Source organism: Duganella rhizosphaerae (genome assembly GCF_040364205.1).
Taxonomy (GTDB): domain Bacteria; phylum Pseudomonadota; class Gammaproteobacteria; order Burkholderiales; family Burkholderiaceae_D; genus Rugamonas; species Rugamonas rhizosphaerae.
The window spans coordinates 169795-185788 of sequence record NZ_BPWK01000009.1 but is presented as its reverse complement, the minus strand read 5'-3'; the positions used below and the strand labels follow the sequence as shown (position 1 = coordinate 185788).

Below are 15994 nucleotides of genomic sequence, written 5' to 3'. Positions count from 1 at the left end.
CTAGGGCGGCCCGGAAGATGAATCGAAGAAGGAGTCTGACATGTTCCAAATGTTTGGTTTTGGCGGCGTAAAATGCCCGCGTTGCGAGCACAAAAACGACGACCAGTCGGGCTACTGCAAGCACTGCGGTTTGACCTTGGGCGCCCCGCGCAGCGAGCCTGTGTTGCGCGATAACCGCTGGATCCCCGGCGACGACGAACTGGCCGTCTACTTCGGCGTCAGCGCCTTGTCCGGCATCTTCACCAAAACGCTGCGCGTGCCGGCCACCTCGCGCGCCTACATCCTGCAAGCCGACAAGGCCACCGAAGTGCCGCAGGGCGAATACGAAATCGAAGGCTTCTTCACCCGCCTGAACCACCTGCTGCGCAACCAGAACGCGGAAATCCTGATCACCCGCAGCGCCGCGCTGCCGGTGGAGTTCTCGTTCAGCGACCTGCAGACGGCGGAGCACCTGAAGGTGGCGGCCCGCTTCACGGTCGCCATCCGCATCGAGAACGTGCCGGCCTTCGCCCAGCACTTCATGACCGTGCCGGGCACGGTCAGCACGCGGCACCTGCACGATCTGCTGGGGCCTTCGGTGCATCAGGTGGTGGCCGAATTCATCGGCAGCCGTTCGATGCGCGACATGGCGCATAACGCCGACCTGCGCCTGCAACTGGACGAGCGCCTGCAAGCGGCGCTGAAGCTGCGCGTGGCCGGCTACGGCCTGGCCGTCGACCGCGTTGAAACCGCGGCGCTGCGCCACGATAAATTCGATCACAACCGCGAGCGCATCGGCACCCTGTGGCTGGTGGCGGACGAGCGCCACGTGCAGCTGGAGCACGTCAAGCAGCTGGACCAGATCTACGACGAAGAGGAATGGCAGGCCATCTGGCGCGAAGAGCAGAAGATGCGCTCCGACCTGCGCCGCGCCGAGCTGCGCCAGGACGCTGGCGTCAACAAGGCCGAGCTGACGTTCAAGGAGTCCGAGCGCATGCAGGCGCTGCGCGCGCGCGAAGTGGACCTGTACAGCCGCGTGATGGAATCGAAAACCCGCAAGGTCGCCGTCGACAAAGGCGCCGGCACGATACTGGCCGATCTGGAGCATGAGCTGGCGAAGAACAAATCGCACCGCGCCGGCGAGCAGGCGGACTGGGAGCATGTGCGTCATCTGGCCCAGATCAAGATGCGCACCGAGCTCGAAGTGCTGCAACAGACCGCCGCCGAACAGCGCCAGTTGGCGCAGCAGCGCCTGTCGCACCAGCTGCGCGAGCAAGCCATCGAAAACCAGATGGCGCAGGCATTGCTGATCGAGGACGAGTCGCACCGCCGCAGCGAACTGGCCGCGCTGCGCCAGCGCGAGAAGGCAGAGAAAGAGCGCGAGCTGCAGATCGAGGCCGAAGGCCACAATGAACGCATCCAGGGCCTGACCTTGGCCAGCGCCGCGCGCCGCCGCGAGGCCGAGCGCGTGCAGGAATGGGAAGACCAGCTGCAATTGGCGCGCCAGCGCGAGCTGCTGCGCGGCGATGCCGTCAAGGACGCGGCCAACGCCGTGCAGGTGGCGGAGATCAACCAGAAGATCGAGGAACTGAAGCGTGCCGGCGCGCAGGCCGATTCGGTGGCCCAGTATGAAAAGCTGCTGCGCACCATCGAGGCGGACGGCGTCCATCAGCGCCAGAACCTCGCCGTCAACAAGCAGGCGATGCTGGACCAGCTGGAGGTGGACGAGCAGCGCCAGATCCTCAAGCAGAAGGAACAGGAAGCGCAGTGGCAGCGCGAGTTGAAAAAACTGGAGCACGACCGCGACGAGAAGTTCGCACGCTGGAAGGGCGAGTACGATGTGCTGCTGGCGCAGCAGTCGCATGAGCTGACGCGCATCGAAACCATCGGCCGCCTGAGCGACACCGGCAAAGTGGCCACCGCCGCCGCGCCGAACGCCGAAGCGCTGAAGCAGATCATGAAGATGCAGATCCAGGGCGGCATGACGGCCGAGCAGATACAGGCGTTGTCGCTGGTGGTGGCGGCCGAACACGGCGTCACTCCGGCCGAAGCGGCGCAGCTGGCGCATGAGCGGGTGCTGGAAGAGAGCGCGCGCCGCGACAGGGAAATGGACAAGGACCGTCGCCACCAGCTCGATCTGCTGAACGTGCACAACGCGGCCGGCGTTACTGCTCCAGCGCCGGCACCGGCGCCGGTGCGCTACTGCGCCAACGGCCATCCGACGCGGGCCGGCCACCCTTTGGATAAATTCTGCGCCCAATGTGGCGTGCCTTTAGCTTGAACAGCTTGATGCAGGAACGGTTACACTTCGCTTAATGATGCAAACAGCAAGAGACAAGATCCGCGAACTGCGGGCCTTACATGATGACGGTCTACTGAGCTTGCAGGAGTTCGACCGCCGCAAGAACGCCATCCTGGATGCGGAATACGCGCCGCCGGGAGGCAGCGTCACGGCTGCGCCGCCGGTGCGGCAGGGTACGGAGCTGGGGCTGATGTCCGGCCAGGAGATCGGCCCGCAGAACCGCCGCTACCGGCTGGAGCGCCTGATCGGCATGGGCGGCATGGGCCAGGTATGGCAGGCGACCGACTTGGCCACCCACGCGGAGCTGGGCCACAGCGAGATGGTGGCCCTGAAGATCCTGCCGCCGCAGCTGACCCAAAGCGCCACCCACGCCAAGCTGCTGATCGAGGAAGCGACGCAGGCGCGCAAGCTGGCGCATGAAAACATCGTCCGCGTCTATGAATGGGCGCAGGACCCGGCCACCTCCAGCTATTTCATCATCATGGAATACCTGGAGGGCCAGGACCTCGATGCTTATCTGGCCGAGCAGGGCCCGTTGCCGCTGGAAGCCGTCTATCGCCTGTTGACGCCCATCGGCGACGCCTTGCAATATGCATGGGACAAGCACAAGCTGGTTCACCGCGACATCAAGCCTGGCAACGTGTTCCTGACCCAGCGCGGCGAGATCAAGCTGCTGGACTTCGGCATCGCTTCGCGCGCGCGCAGCGCCGGCAGCAGCCTCGGTTTGCAGACGCCGAACGCCGGCACCGTCGGCTACCGCGCACCGGAGGCGGGCACGCATCAGCGCCAGCCTTCGCCTAAGCTGGACGTCTATGCCGTCGCCGTGATGATCTACCAGCTGCTGGAAGGCCGCATGCCGTTTGACGATATGCGACCGGCCGACTTCCATCCGTCGCCGCCGCAGGGGCTCAACCCGGCGCAGTGGAAGGTGCTGCAAAACGGCTTCGCCTACGCGCAGGAGCGCCGCCCGGCCTCGGTCGGCGAACTGTTGACCGAGTTGCGCCGCGCCGACGGTCCGAGCGAAGAAGAGTTGGCGGCTCAGGCGCGGCAGGCGCAGGAGCGCGAGCGGCAGCGCCAGTCCGAGCAAACGGCGCACGCCGAGGCCAAGGCGGCGCAGGCGGAACAGGCCCGCGCCGCCGAACAGAAACGGCAGGCACTGGCGACGGAACAGGCCGCGCGCCGCCAGGCCGACGCCCAGGCAGCGGCGGCAGAAAAAGTGAAGCTGGACCAGCAGCGGCGCGCGCTGGAGGCCAAGCAGCGCGCCGAGGCCGAAGCCGCGGCGCTGGCCCGCAAGCAGGCCTTGCGCGAGCAATTGCAGGCGCGCCGCGATGCCGACGCCAGGAAAGCGCGCGAGGAACGCGAGGAGCAGCAGCGCAAAGCCGCGCAGCTGAAGGCGGAAGCGGCGTATCGCTCCGAGCAGGAGCGCCACCGCAAGCAGCAGGCCGAGCGCAACGCCGCCGAACTGGCCGTGCTGATGCCGACGGCGGGCAGCCCGGTCGCCGACGCCAACGGCGTGTTGCGCGACCGCTTTATCGACGGCACCGGCGTCGGCCCCGACCTGGTGCTGATACCTACCGGCCGTTTCCAGATGGGTTCACACGAGCATGAGCAGGCGGCGGCGATCAAGGCCGGCGCGCAGAAAAACTGGCTGGAGCGCGAAACGCCGCAGCATTGGGTCGGCATCGAGCATTCGTTTGCGATGGGGCGTTCGCCCGTCACGGTCGGACAGTGGCGGCAGTTCGTGCGCGCCACCGGCTGGGAGTCGCAATCGGATACCGACTGGCGCGCGCCCGGCTTTGCGCAGACCGACGAGCATCCCGTGGTGGGCGTCAGCTGGGTCGACGCGCAGTTGTATGTGCGCTGGCTGTCCGGGCAAACCGGCCAGACCTACCGGTTGCCGAGCGAGGCGGAGTGGGAATACGCCTGTCGCGCCGGCACCAAGACCGCCTTCAGCTTCGGCGACGCCATCACCACCGAGCAGGCCAACTACGACGGCCACTACACCTACAACGGCAGCCCGCGCGGCGCGTATCTGCAAGGGACCAACAAGGCCGGGACCTTCCAGCCCAACCCGTGGGGCCTGTTCGACATGCACGGCAACGTGTGGGAGTGGACCCAGGACGTGGTGCACGATAACTACATCGGCGCGCCGGTCGACGGCAGCGCATGGGAAGAGGGCGGCGACCAGGTGCGGCGCGTGCTGCGCGGCGGCTCGTGGCTGTACAACCCGCGCTATCTGCGCTCCTCGGTGCGCAACGGCTTTTCCGCGGTGCTCGCCAACGATATCGTTGGCTTCCGTGTGGCGCGAAAGTTGGTCTAACTTCAGGTAAGCACTGGTATAATGCTGCCTTCTTCAAAAAAATTGGACCGTATCATGAGCGCTTTGCCACCCTGCCCGAAATGCAATTCCGAATTCACCTATGAAGACGGCGCCCAGCTGGTGTGCCCGGAATGCGCGCACGAGTGGAGCGCCACCGCTGCCGAAGCGGCAGAAGAAGGCGCCAAGGTGTATCGCGACTCCGTCGGTAACATCCTGCAGGACGGTGATACTGTGACCGTGATCAAGGATTTGAAACTGAAGGGCGGCGGCGGCACCGTCAAAGTGGGCACCAAGGTCAAGAATATTCGCCTGGTCGACAGCGACCACGATATCGACTGCAAGATCGACGGCTTCGGCGCCATGAGCCTGAAAACCGAGTTCGTTAAAAAAGTCGTGTAATCACCCCAGCCGCTCCAGCGCAAAGTCGACGAAGCTGCGGACTTTGGCGCTGGGGCGCGCCTCCGGCCGGCGCAGTATGTGCATGGGCCGCGACGGCAGTTCCCACTTCGGCAGCAGCCGCACCAGTTTTCCCGCCGCCAGCGCGGGCTCCAGCAGTACATCCGCCTGCATCGCCACACCCATGTCCGCGATCGCGGCCGACACCAGCGACATTCCGGTGTTGCTGACGAACGAGCTGCTCACCGGCACCTCGATCTCCTGTTCTCCCTTGCGGAAGCGCCATGTCGCATGCGGACGCCAGTCCGAGAACATCAGGCAGTCATGCTGTTCCAGGTCCGACGGATGGCGCGGCGTACCGCGCCTTTTTAGATAGCCCGGACTGGCGCAGACCAGCACCCGGCCCGGCCGCAAAGGCCGCGCGATCAAGCCGCTGTCCGCCAGCGCGCCGGAGCGGATCGCGACGTCGACGCCTTCCTCGGCCATGTCGACCACGCGGTTGGTCAGCATCAGGTCAATTTTCACTTGCGGGTACAGCGCGGCGTAGGCGCCGATGACGGGCATCAGCCGGTGTTCGCCATAGGTGGCGGGGGCGGAGACGCGCAGGCTGCCCTGCGGTTCCGCGCGCAGATGCTCGGCCACGCGGTCGGCCGCCTCCACGCCGGCCAGCACGTCGCGGCAGCGCTCCAGGTAGACCGCGCCGATTTCGGTCAGCGACTGCCTGCGCGTGGTGCGCTCGATCAGGCGCGCGCCCAGTTCCTGTTCCAGCGCCTGCACGTGTTTGCCGACCATGACCGGCGACATGTCGAGCGTCTGCGCGGCGGCGGCGAAGCTGCGCGCGGTGGCGGCGGCCACGAATACCTGCATGCTGCGGAGTTTATCGCTCATATTCGGAAGTTTTAGTTACGAGTCCATGAAATTCTAGCTCATTTATGCTATTGGGGATTCGAATAATAATGAAGCCTCATTCAACAGCAAGGAGTTCATCATGGCAGCCTACGCAATCGGATATCTCACCTTACGCAACTCGGACTGGGTGGCCGAGTACAGCGCCCGCATGCCCGCGCTGGCAAAAAAACACGGCGGCAAGCCGCTGGCGAAAGTGGCGCCGGTGGTGCTGGAAGGCGCGCCGCTGCTGCCGGAAACGCAGATCATCGTCGAGTTCCCATCGATGGAGCATGCGCAGGCCTGGTACAACGATCCCGAGCACGCGCCCTTGATCAAGCTGCGCCAAAGCGGCGCCGATTTTTCGCTGGTGCTGCTGAACGGCCTCTGAACGTTTAGGGGAGGCGCAACCAGGTCAAACGGTGTAGAGTGACGGTTTTGATAATGCCGTTTTCAAGGACCACCGTATGACTATCAAAGTACTGCGCGACCAGTCGCTGCCAATGCGTCACATCGTCCATGTGCGCAACCATATCCTGTCCACGGACGGATCGGTGGAGGAGGGCGGCAACGATGCCGGCCCTTCGCCCCACGACCTGTACGACGCGGCGCTGAGCGCATGCAAGGCGCTGACCGTGGTGTGGTACGCCAAGCGCAAGAACATCCCGCTCGAGCATGTGGAAGTGAGCATGGAGCGCGACGCCAGCGAAGAGCGCCAGGGCACCTACCGCCTGGCCGCCACGCTGCACCTGACCGGCAACCTGACCGAGACCCAGCGCAACGAATTGCTGGCCGCCGCGCAGAAATGCCCGATCCACAAACTGATGACCTCCGTGACCACGGAAGTCACCACCGTGCTGGGATAAGATCATGACGATTTCGAATCTGCTCAAAGGCCACGAGAAAGACCTGGGCGGCGGCTTTGTCGTGCGCCGCTATTTGCCGTCCGCGATCAAGCAGGCGGTGGGCCCGTTCATCTTCTTCGACCATTTTGGTCCGGTCGACGTGCCGCTCGACGCCGACCATGACGTGCGTCCGCATCCGCATATCGGCCTGGCCACCGTGACCTATCTGTTTGAAGGCGCGATGGACCACCGCGACAGCATCGGCAGCGTGCAGCGCATCGAACCCGGCGCGATCAACTGGATGACGTCCGGCCGCGGCATCGTCCACTCCGAGCGCACTCCCAAGGATTTGGTCGGCAAGCCGCACCGCACGCACGGCCTGCAACTGTGGGCCGCGCTGCCGGTCGCGCATGAAGAGGACGAGCCTGGCTTCTGCCACACGCCGTCCGAAGATATTCCCGAGTTCGATGTCGACGGCGCGCGCGTGCGCGTGCTGGTCGGTTCGGCGTTCGGCCAGACCTCTCCGGTCAAGACCTACAGCCAGACGCTGTACCTGGACGTGAGCCTGAAGGCCGGCCATGAGCTGGCGCTGAGCGGCCTGCCGGCGGAAGCGGCCATCTATCCGATTTTCGGCGAGCTGCACATCGACGGCGCGCCGCTGGCGCTGCACACGATGGCGCTGCTGGATACGACCACGGCGCAGCTGATCAAGGCCGAGGCGGATGCGCAGTTCGTGGTGATCGGCGGCGAGCCGCTCGACGGCCACCGCTTCATGTCGTGGAACTTCGTCTCGTCGCGCAAGGAGCGCATCGTCCAGGCCAGCGAGGATTGGGAGGCGCAGCGTTTCGACAAAGTGCCGGGAGAGACCGAGTTCATTCCGCTGCCGGCGAAGAAACCGGCGTAAGCGCTTCAGCTCAGGCGGTCGACATGGCGTTGGCCGCCTGGGTGCTATACAGGTCGGTGGCGCCGGTGCGGATGATCCAGTGCTCCGGATACGGATCGCTGGCGAAGCGGTTGTGGCGCGCGATGCGGCTCAGCTTATCGAGCGGCACGGTTGGCGCCAGCGCGGTTTCCTTGCCGGTCAACTGGTCCAGGTGCCAGAAGCCGCCGTCGCGATGCAGCAGCAGCGGCAGCGCGGCCGCGTGCGGCGCGGCGGCGAACGCCTTGACCGGATAGCCCGGATGCGTTTCCGGCATCAGCAGGTAGAAGCATTCGGCATTGGCGCCCTGGTCGATGCGGTGCAGGATCACGCCGTGCGGCATGATGGCCGACACCGACAACACCACGATGCCCTTGATGCTGGCGCTCAGTTCAATGCGCATGCCCAGGCGCAGCGCGGTCGGCTTGTACTTGCCCGGCCAGACGCCGTCCAGCAGCAGTCCGTAGCGCGACACGTCTTCAATTTCAAACCCCTGGCCCGAGCGGCGTATCACTGCGTGGCGGCCGGACAGGCGGCGCGTGAGGCCGTTGGTCTCCTGGCCGTCGGCGCCGTAGTGGGTCAGCAGCAGGTGCGATTCCGGATCGACCAGTTCAAAGCGTCCCAGCACGCATTCTTCCATCGCGAACAGGCGGATCTGGCGCTGCGCACCGGCTTCCGGCGCGGCGTTGACCAGGCAGGCCGCGCGGCTCGGATGCGGATGCATGGCGCTCGCCAATGGCATGTCGATCTCGATCAGGTCCTCGTCCCAGGCGATGGTGGTGAAGCCCAGGTCGACCTTGCCGGCCGGTGCGTTCAGGTCCAGGTGGGCGATGCCGGCGTTGCGCGCGGTGACATCGATATCGAGGTTGTCGGCGCCCTGCGCGCTGACGCGGGCGATGGAGGCGTCGTCCGCCATCACGCGCACGTTCTTGTGCGTGCTGAGGAAGATGCGGTGGATTTCGGTCAGCGTGGCGTCCAGGCGCGGCACCAGGATGACGAAGGTGCACACCCATTTGCGCGAGGCCAGTTCGGCGTGTTGGCTCAACAGCTCGATGCTGATCTGGTACTGGCCGTGCTCCTTGCCGCGCGAGGAGAACTCGACAAACACGGGACGCCATTCGCCGCTGGTGGCGCGCACGAACTGCTGGCGCGCGGCGCCGTTGGGGATCAGGTCGGACTGCACCTGCAGCGTCAGCTGCGGCGCGCAGGCTTCCGGCATGCCGCGCAATTCCATCTTCAGGGTCTGGCGGCCGCCGGCGGCGCGCGGGTCGAAGCCGCTGATGTGCAGCTGCGGGCGCTCGGATTGGGCGCGCTGCAGGGGGCGGGCGTAGGTGGCGGGTGCGTGGGCGGCGGCAGGGACGGCATCCAGCATCGTGCCGGGTACGCCGGAACGGGTGCTGCGCACGGCACTCAGCAGGTCGAAGCTGGAGGGCTCTGCTTGGGCGTGGCCGCCTTCGCAAGCTTGCGCTCCTGGCATGACCCAGTAGGTGCAATGCGGGTGCTGGGCATTACTGCATTTTTTCATGGTGAACCGACCGATGGGATACCCGTCAGTTTATGCGGTTTACACGCTGTTTGGCAATCGATGTGGCGATCTCGAGGCCATTCAACCCGGCGGCGCAACACCTGCGCCGCCAGTTGTCAAAAATGCGACGGCATTGATGCGTGCGGGAGTGCCGTTTCGTCAACGTTTTCGCTGTGCGCGGGATCGCGGGCCGGCGCGAAGCGCAGCACGATGGCACTCAGGTTGTCGATGTGGAGCTCGGGCGGCGGATGGTCGGCATAGTCGTTGAACAGGGCGTCGAGCGCGGCGCCGGCCGAGTGGCCCGGCTGGGCCAGCAGCGCAGGCCAGCGCGCGGTCCATTGCAGCGGCCGGCCGCAGGACCAGAAGCCGTCGGTGGCTAGCAGATAGGTAGCGTCCGCGCGCACGGTCAGCAGGCGGCGGTCGGCCAGCTGGTGCAGGAACGGCGGCAGGTTGGCCGCGCTCAGCGCCAGCAGGCCGTCGTCCAGCACCTGCGGATTGGTGAAGGCATTGCCGAGGATGTAGGCCTGCGCGATCTGCGCGCGGTGTTCGCCGTGCACCTGCTGCCACCATTCGCGCTCGCCCAGCAGGCCGTGCATGGCGAACGAGGTGGCGGGCACGTGGTCCACCGTCAGCGGGCGGGCGCCCTGGGCGGTGATTTCGTAGAGGCGCGAATCGCCGACGTGGTACAGCATCGGCGCGGCGCCGGGCGGGATCTCGAGCAGCGTCAGCGTGGTGCCGGGACGGCGGAAGCTGTCGTCGTCGCCCTCGCTGCGGAACTGCTGCTGCAAGCGGGCGTGCAGGGCGTCGAGGCGGGCGCCCAGTTCGTCCTGCGTGGCGCAGGCCGGGACCAGCAGCAGGCCGGTGGCGACGGCTTCGGCGGCTTCGCGGCCGTTGCCGTGGCCGCCCATGCCGTCCAATACCGCCAGCCGCACGTGGCCGCGCGGCCAGTCGGGCAGCGTGACGCCATGTGGGCACTGGTCGCGCAGGAAGACGGCGTGGCCGGTGGCGTCGATGATGAGCAGGTTGTCCTGGTTCTCCGGCACTTGCAGTTTGCTGATGCTGGCGCTGCTGCGGGCGGCGATGTCCAGGCCGGGGCCGAAGTCCTGCATGTCGGTGATTCGTGTCATCGGGGCGGGCGCCGTGGCGCGGGAGGCGAAAGGCCACAGCTTAGCCGAAAAAATGCTGGCGCGGGACGGCGTGGCGGAATGCCCGGGCCTCATTCGCCGCTCCGGCGCAGCCACAGGCTGTTGACCCAGCCGGTGTTCTCATGCCCGGCGACGCTGGCCTTGATCTGCCACCAGTCGCCGTTGCGCGCGCCGGTCGGCGTGACGGTGGCGCCGGCCGGCACGGTGACCAGGCGCGCCGAGTGCACGCCGGCCGCGGTGCGCAGGTTCAGGTCGCGATGGACGGCGAACGACTGGCCGCTGATCAGGGCCGTCGATGCCGATGTCGCGCGGGCTGCGGCCTCCCTCGCCGTCGCTGCCGCCGTGATGGCGCGCGCTTCCGCGTTGCGGTCCGGCGTGGCAACGACGGCGACGTCGTTCACGGTTTGACGGCCGTGCACCGCGTACAGTATCAGGCTGCCGAAGCCCCACGCGCCAACCACCATGATGAGCAGCGCGCGCGCGTTCGGACGGCGCCACCACTGGCGCGGCGTCAGGTAGGCGGCCAGGAACAGCGTGATCACCAGCCCCGCCGCGAAGGCGCCGGCGGCGTAGAGTTTAGCCGTTTCCATGCAAGCTCCTTGTGATCTCAGGCGTCAAAGCGCAGCACATAATGGCCCGCCACCAGGTGATGACCGCTGGGCAGCAGGTAGGGCGTGCCGGTATCGGCGTCGCCGACGCTGGCGACGAATTCCAGCTTGTCGTCCAGGTGGTACAAGGCCTGCGAGGCGCTGAGGCGGCCGATCTTGTAGCCCTGCGCCGTCGCCTCGAAACTGAAGGCCTCGCGCGACAGGCCGATGCGGTCTGCGCTGGCGGTGTTGGCGCCGTTGGCACGCTTGAGGAAGCGCGGCGAATCGAGCAGGCGCAGCGCCGCCAGCATCGGCGAGTTGCGGCCGAAGCTGAAACGCGCGCCGCTCGCCACCGAGGCGCCGACCGGCTGCGCCAGGCAGATCATGGCGCGGTAGCGGTCCGCCATCTGCGGCGCGGCCGCCAGCACGCGGATCGCCTGCGTATCGACCGGCGTGAAAGTGGCCGGGGCGGTGATGCGTTGACGTCCCTCGGCGGTGCAGGCGTACAGCTCATCGGCGGCGTCGACCACGAAGCTGATGGCCGCCGGCCCGTCGGCGGACAAGGCCAGCGCGCGGTTGAACGGCAGCTCCATCGCCTGCGCGCCGGTGTCGCGGTAGCGGCTCAGGCGCGGCATGGCCAGCGCCACCAGGCTGACGCGCTGCTGCGAGATCGGCGCGTAGGTGGCGTCGCTTTCGCCCGCGTTGTTGGCCGGCCTGTGGCTGACCGGGATCGCCGTCATCTCGGGCGCGGCGCCGCCGTTGGCGCGACTCTGCCATACCGCCGGCTTGCTGGCGATGTTGGCCGCCACCGGGTTGATGCTGATGCCGTCGATGGCCGCACTGGCCTGGGGGCGCGACGCGGCGGCGCCGGTGCGGCCGATCTTGAGCATCAGGCGCGGGCTGCCGCCCGGCGCTTCGCGCAGGGATTTGATGGTGTAGTAGCCGCTGCGCGGATCGAAGCTACATTCGAAGGCGTCCTTGGGGCGCATCTGTACGACGGGCGGCGCATCCGGGCCGTCGTTGATGATGAGGATGGCGCCATCCGGGCCGAATGGCCAGCCGCTGGCGATGAAGCTCGCTTCGCCGCCTTCGCCGCCGATCAGCGCCAGGCGCTGGTTGGGGTAGATCGGGCATACCGGATGCCAGATCGCGCTGTCGCGCGAGACGCTGACGTTGTAGAGGATCTTCTCGTCCGCCGCCGGCAGGTACACGGCGTGGCCGAACTTGACCTCGATCTCGCCCGGCGCCAGCTGCGAGGTGCCGATCACGTCGTAGCGTACCTGGTCGCCGCCCAGCAGGTCGCCGAAGTCCTTCTGATGCAGCGCCGTCAGCGTCTGCGCCAGGTCGCGCGCGCGGGCGCCGCGGGTCAGGTGGTAGTCGTCGTCGACTTCTTCTTGCGGCAGCATCAGCGTCACGTGGGAGAAGCAGCGCGTGGCGGCGCGGCCCTTGTGCTCGCGCGGGCTGCGTTCCAGCAGGTCGCGCAGCAGCGGGCGGCGCGAGAACAGCGCCAGGCCAGGCGCCTGCCAGATCGCTTCGGCGTTGAAGACGTCGGGGATGCGGCCCAGGACTTCGTGTTGTACATAGATCGGCATGATTCATTCTCCTTCTAAAGATTGCGCGCTGATGGCACTAAACGTTAGCAGGGGGCAAAGGAAAAACAGCAGGTGGCTGCCGCCGGCCGAGAGGAAGCTCATGGGCTGACCCATGATGGGGAAGATCGCCAGGTTGGTGCCCCACGAGAGCAGGAAGTGGCCCAGCACGAAGGCGCCGCCGCCGCACAGCGCGAAATAGCGGAAGCGGCCGGACCAGGCGTGGCGGAAGTCGCGCGCCGCTGCGCCGGCCTGGTAGGCGCGGGCCGCCGTGAAGGCGATGCCGGCCAGGAAAGCGGCTTGCGCCACCCACAGCAGCAGACCGCCGAGCAGGCCATGGCGGTTGAGGAAGAAGGACGCGGCGAAATCGTCCTGCACAGCGGGGATCTGCACCGCGCCGCCGGCCGCCATGCCGAGCGAGCGCAGGCCGAGCCAGTGGTCGGCGCCCAGCCAGCCGCCTTCGCTGATGGCGCGCGCGCCCAGCAGCAGCTGTTGTCCGGTGTGCGGATGTTCGGCGGGGTTGAGCCAGACCAGGAAGCGGTCGGCGTAGAAGCCCCAGCGTATCAGGTCGTCCGTGCCGACGCAGCGCAGGTAGACGATGGCGCCGGCCGCCGTCAGCGTCATGCCGAGCAGGGCGCACGCCAGCCTGCGGTTGCGCGCGGCCAGCGCGTAGGCGAAGGCCATGACGGTGCTCCAGATGAGCAGCAGAATCAGCGGCGAGAAGTCGTCGACCTGCACCAGCGAAAGGCCCAGCAGCGCCAGGAACAGCAGCGCGGGCGCGATCAGCTGCAGCCAGCGGGCGCCGTGCTCGGACAGCTTTTGCGCACCGGCGTGCCAGTTGAAGCGCAGCGCCAGGCAGTGTGCGGTGAGGGCGGTGAGGGCGAGTTTTGCCAGCTCCACCGGTTGCAGGTCGAAGACGCCTTGTTCGTCGCCCCACAACACTTGCGCGGCCAGCGCGGCCAGCGCCACGGCGGCGAACAGGGCAAGCAGCCATTCGATGCTGCGTTGCCGGATATGGGCGCCGCGCGCGGCCTGGCGTTGCGCCCACAGGCGCAGCAGGCCGCCAAGGCCGGCGCCTATCGCCAGCATGGCGGCGCTTTTCTGGTAGTAGCGCAGCCAGGAGGATTCGGGCGCGCCCAGGCCCAGCTCCAGCTGCGACAGCAGGCCGGCGGCCAGCAGCACCACGCCGGCCGCGGTCAGCAGCGTGAGGCGGCCGGGCAGCGCGAGCCACAGCAGCAGCGCGCAGGCGGCCAGCAGCATCGAGCTGGCGGCGCTGGGCGCATAGCCCGCGCGCTGGGCGATCAATGCGATAACACCGCAGATCAGCACACCGCCTGTGGCCAGCGCCATGGCGGCGCCTTGAGCGCGTTCGTTCCGGCGCGCGGACAGTGCGAGGCTCGCCGCCATGCAAGCCAGGCTGGCGGCGAGGCCGGTCCAGATGGCGTTGGACTGGCCGCCATCCCACAGCGCGCGCTGCTGCCATTGCCACGTGACGTGTTCCGGCAGCTTCAGATCCGGCGCGTTGAACAGGCTGACGTGGCGGCTGGGCTGCAGCGTGAGCTGGCCGCCGCCGGCGTTCAGCTGGAAGCGCGTATGGCCTACCACAATCGCTTTCACGCCATCCAGCGACGCCTCCTGCCTGCGCAAGTCGGACTGCGCGCCGGCGCCGTGAACCAGCACCGCCGCACGGTCGCCATCGGGATTGCCGGCCGAGAGCTGGAGCCCGCCGTTGCCGCGCGTGATTTGCGCCGCGCCGGGAGTCACTTGCGCCAGCCCGAGGCGGTTGTCGCAGTACAGATTTCCGCCGAAGGACAGCGGACGTGAAATCGTCAGCACTCCCGGCATGGCGCGGTTCCACAGCGACAGCAGTTTGGACGCCACATGCGATTCAGGGCAATTGGCCTGCTGATGACCGTCGCGATACAGCACCGCGCCGTCGTAGCGCCATTCGTGGCCGTCGCGGGCGAAGGTGATGCTACCGGAACCGGCTGCCCGCACGTCGAACAGCGCGCCGTCGATCTGGAAGCGCTGCCCAGCCAGCAGCGGCGTGCTGCCCATGCGTTGCTCGCTGCCTTCGCGCAGCAGTATCACTTGGCGGGTCGCGCTCAGGTTACGCAGCGTCCAGCCATCCTGCGCGTCGCGCCGCAGGGATAAATGGTTGCGGTCCGACTGCGGCGCGGCCAGTTCGTGCTGGCCCAGTGCGATGGTTTCGCCTGGCGCCAGCTTGACCGTGATAGCGGCCGGCAGCCATGCGGCCGGCGCGCGCAGCAAGGCCAGCGCCTGCATGCCGCACAGGGCTGCCAATATGATGAGCGTGAAGGCCAAGCCGATATTCCTCGCGGCTGCGCGCGCGATCGCAGCGCACATGTCGCCGAGGCGTGGTTTGGCGAACGATGCGCGGCGCGCGGTGGATGACCGGGCGACCGGCGGTGCGGTGAAAGCACGGCGCAACGAGATAGCCATCATGCCCCCTGAATGTGGTGCCAGTGGTTGTCGGCGGTCGGACGATTCATGCAGTGGACGGGACCTGGGGGATCGAACATGCCGCGCTGCGGCTTGAGGCCCTGGATAGCGTGCAGCATCCGGCTGATCTGGATCGCGTGGCGCGGACGTTGCGCCGGATCGAGATGCAGCAGCGCCCGCAGCAGCTCCAGTGCCGCATCGCGCATCTGCGCGGGAATCGCTGCGGCGAAGCGTGCCTCTTCCTCGGCGTGCAGCGCCGCCGGAATTGCGCCGCCGTTCAAGCCGCGCAGCAGGTTGGCGCCACCGGTGTGGTGTTCGCGATAGGCGTGGCCGCAATCGCTGCAGAAGCGCAGCGGCAGGCCGCCGGTGATCAGGAAGTAGAACATCGCGCCCAGCGAAAAATAGTCGCTGCGCGGGCCGGTGGCATAGCCGCCGCCGTCGGCCGGGAAGAACTGTTCCGGCGCCTGCCAATTGGCGGTGCCGGCATACGAGTGAACTTGCAGGCTGCCCAACTGGCGGTTGGTGCCGAAATCGGCCAGCTTGATGGTGCCCAGGTCCCGGTCCAGCAGCACGTTGGCCGGTTTCAGGTCCAGGTAACGCCAGCCGTATTGATGCACCTTGGCCAGCGCCTGGTTGATCTGGCCTATCCAGTTGAGTATCCGTGGCAGCGGGACGGCCTCGCCGCGGCCCTTCAGCGCGATCATGTGCTTGCCCAAGTCCGTCGCCATCAGTTCCAGCGCCAGCACCGGCAGGCCCTCGTGCCAGCCGCTGTCGAGCAGGCGCACGATGTGGCGCTCGTCCCATGGCTCCAGCGATTGCAGGAAGCCGATTTCATTGTTCGCGCTGGTGATCCAGCGGTCGCGCTGGGCGGGCAGGGCGCGCGCCATCTGCTCGCGATTGATCAACTTGATGGCGACATCGCGCGTGGCCGCCGGCCCGCTGGCGCGCCAGATGATGCCGTAGGCCGATCCGCCGATCTGCTCGCGCAGCCGGTAGTGGCCCAGTTCCAAAGCGATGATTGCGTCTGTAGTCGTCATGA

Annotated in this window: 13 protein-coding genes; 6 read left to right on the top strand and 7 right to left on the bottom strand. The window is 67.2% G+C overall.

What is annotated here, in order from left to right:
• The first annotated feature begins 40 nt into the window (after positions 1-40).
• Genes RUGAMON1_RS20380 through RUGAMON1_RS20370 form a run of 3 tightly spaced genes read left to right on the top strand, consistent with a single transcriptional unit; the run spans position 41 to position 5000 of the window.
• Positions 41-2260 (top strand): hypothetical protein, encoded by a 2220-nt coding sequence (locus tag RUGAMON1_RS20380; RefSeq protein WP_445232247.1) that lies wholly within the window; start codon positions 41-43, stop codon positions 2258-2260.
• A 34-nt stretch (positions 2261-2294) separates the two neighbouring features.
• Positions 2295-4601, top strand: a complete 2307-nt coding sequence (locus tag RUGAMON1_RS20375; RefSeq protein WP_445232246.1) for an SUMF1/EgtB/PvdO family nonheme iron enzyme — start codon at positions 2295-2297, stop codon at positions 4599-4601.
• 54 nt (positions 4602-4655) lie between these two features.
• On the top strand, positions 4656-5000 hold the full coding sequence (locus tag RUGAMON1_RS20370; RefSeq protein WP_217943297.1) for a zinc ribbon domain-containing protein YjdM: 345 nt from the start codon (positions 4656-4658) through the stop codon (positions 4998-5000).
• On the opposite strand, the gene RUGAMON1_RS20365 is transcribed toward RUGAMON1_RS20370, so the two are convergent.
• Complete coding sequence (locus RUGAMON1_RS20365) at positions 5001-5885, bottom strand: LysR substrate-binding domain-containing protein (RefSeq protein ID WP_445232245.1); 885 nt, start codon at positions 5883-5885, stop codon at positions 5001-5003. It lies immediately after the preceding gene.
• Between the two features lie 100 nt (positions 5886-5985).
• On the opposite strand from RUGAMON1_RS20365, the gene RUGAMON1_RS20360 reads away from it, so the two are divergent.
• The 3 genes from RUGAMON1_RS20360 to RUGAMON1_RS20350 all read left to right on the top strand — a co-directional run bounded on the left by RUGAMON1_RS20360 (position 5986) and on the right by RUGAMON1_RS20350 (position 7631).
• Entirely contained in the window at positions 5986-6273 is a 288-nt protein-coding gene (locus tag RUGAMON1_RS20360) for a DUF1330 domain-containing protein (protein WP_445232244.1), read from the top strand.
• A 76-nt stretch (positions 6274-6349) separates the two neighbouring features.
• Entirely contained in the window at positions 6350-6748 is a 399-nt protein-coding gene (locus tag RUGAMON1_RS20355) for an OsmC family protein (RefSeq protein ID WP_445232243.1), read from the top strand.
• A gap of 4 nt (positions 6749-6752) precedes the next feature.
• Entirely contained in the window at positions 6753-7631 is an 879-nt protein-coding gene (locus RUGAMON1_RS20350; protein WP_445232242.1) for a pirin family protein, read from the top strand.
• Between the two features lie 10 nt (positions 7632-7641).
• On the opposite strand, the gene RUGAMON1_RS20345 is transcribed toward RUGAMON1_RS20350, so the two are convergent.
• The 6 genes from RUGAMON1_RS20345 to RUGAMON1_RS20320 form a co-directional block, all read right to left on the bottom strand.
• A complete protein-coding gene (locus RUGAMON1_RS20345) occupies positions 7642-9171 on the bottom strand; it encodes an FHA domain-containing protein (RefSeq protein WP_445232241.1) in 1530 nt (509 codons plus the stop codon).
• Between the two features lie 116 nt (positions 9172-9287).
• A complete protein-coding gene (locus RUGAMON1_RS20340; protein ID WP_445232240.1) occupies positions 9288-10298 on the bottom strand; it encodes a PP2C family protein-serine/threonine phosphatase in 1011 nt (336 codons plus the stop codon).
• Positions 10299-10387: 89 nt separating this feature from the next.
• Positions 10388-10906, bottom strand: a complete 519-nt coding sequence (locus RUGAMON1_RS20335) for an SH3 domain-containing protein (RefSeq protein ID WP_445232239.1) — start codon at positions 10904-10906, stop codon at positions 10388-10390.
• Positions 10907-10923: 17 nt separating this feature from the next.
• Positions 10924-12495: a hypothetical protein gene (locus RUGAMON1_RS20330; RefSeq protein ID WP_445232238.1), complete on the bottom strand. Its 1572-nt coding sequence runs from the start codon at positions 12493-12495 to the stop codon at positions 10924-10926.
• A 3-nt stretch (positions 12496-12498) separates the two neighbouring features.
• The gene (locus RUGAMON1_RS20325) at positions 12499-14958 is read right to left on the bottom strand and encodes an FtsW/RodA/SpoVE family cell cycle protein (protein ID WP_445232237.1); all 2460 of its coding nucleotides are present in this window, start codon (positions 14956-14958) and stop codon (positions 12499-12501) included.
• On the bottom strand, positions 14955-15992 hold the full coding sequence (locus RUGAMON1_RS20320; RefSeq protein WP_445232236.1) for a serine/threonine-protein kinase: 1038 nt from the start codon (positions 15990-15992) through the stop codon (positions 14955-14957). Before RUGAMON1_RS20320 ends, RUGAMON1_RS20325 begins: the two co-directional genes overlap by 4 nt.
• Positions 15993-15994: the final 2 nt, after the last annotated feature.

Coding starts and splice junctions, on each gene's coding strand:
- RUGAMON1_RS20350 (WP_445232242.1), top strand. CDS start 6,753: ATGACGATTTCGAATCTGCTCAAAGGCCACGAGAAAGACCTGGGCGGC.
- RUGAMON1_RS20345 (WP_445232241.1), bottom strand. CDS start 9,171: ATGAAAAAATGCAGTAATGCCCAGCACCCGCATTGCACCTACTGGGTC.
- RUGAMON1_RS20335 (WP_445232239.1), bottom strand. CDS start 10,906: ATGGAAACGGCTAAACTCTACGCCGCCGGCGCCTTCGCGGCGGGGCTG.
- RUGAMON1_RS20340 (WP_445232240.1), bottom strand. CDS start 10,298: ATGACACGAATCACCGACATGCAGGACTTCGGCCCCGGCCTGGACATC.
- RUGAMON1_RS20360 (WP_445232244.1), top strand. CDS start 5,986: ATGGCAGCCTACGCAATCGGATATCTCACCTTACGCAACTCGGACTGG.
- RUGAMON1_RS20370 (WP_217943297.1), top strand. CDS start 4,656: ATGAGCGCTTTGCCACCCTGCCCGAAATGCAATTCCGAATTCACCTAT.
- RUGAMON1_RS20375 (WP_445232246.1), top strand. CDS start 2,295: ATGATGCAAACAGCAAGAGACAAGATCCGCGAACTGCGGGCCTTACAT.
- RUGAMON1_RS20325 (WP_445232237.1), bottom strand. CDS start 14,958: ATGATGGCTATCTCGTTGCGCCGTGCTTTCACCGCACCGCCGGTCGCC.
- RUGAMON1_RS20355 (WP_445232243.1), top strand. CDS start 6,350: ATGACTATCAAAGTACTGCGCGACCAGTCGCTGCCAATGCGTCACATC.
- RUGAMON1_RS20320 (WP_445232236.1), bottom strand. CDS start 15,992: ATGACGACTACAGACGCAATCATCGCTTTGGAACTGGGCCACTACCGG.
- RUGAMON1_RS20380 (WP_445232247.1), top strand. CDS start 41: ATGTTCCAAATGTTTGGTTTTGGCGGCGTAAAATGCCCGCGTTGCGAG.
- RUGAMON1_RS20365 (WP_445232245.1), bottom strand. CDS start 5,885: ATGAGCGATAAACTCCGCAGCATGCAGGTATTCGTGGCCGCCGCCACC.
- RUGAMON1_RS20330 (WP_445232238.1), bottom strand. CDS start 12,495: ATGCCGATCTATGTACAACACGAAGTCCTGGGCCGCATCCCCGACGTC.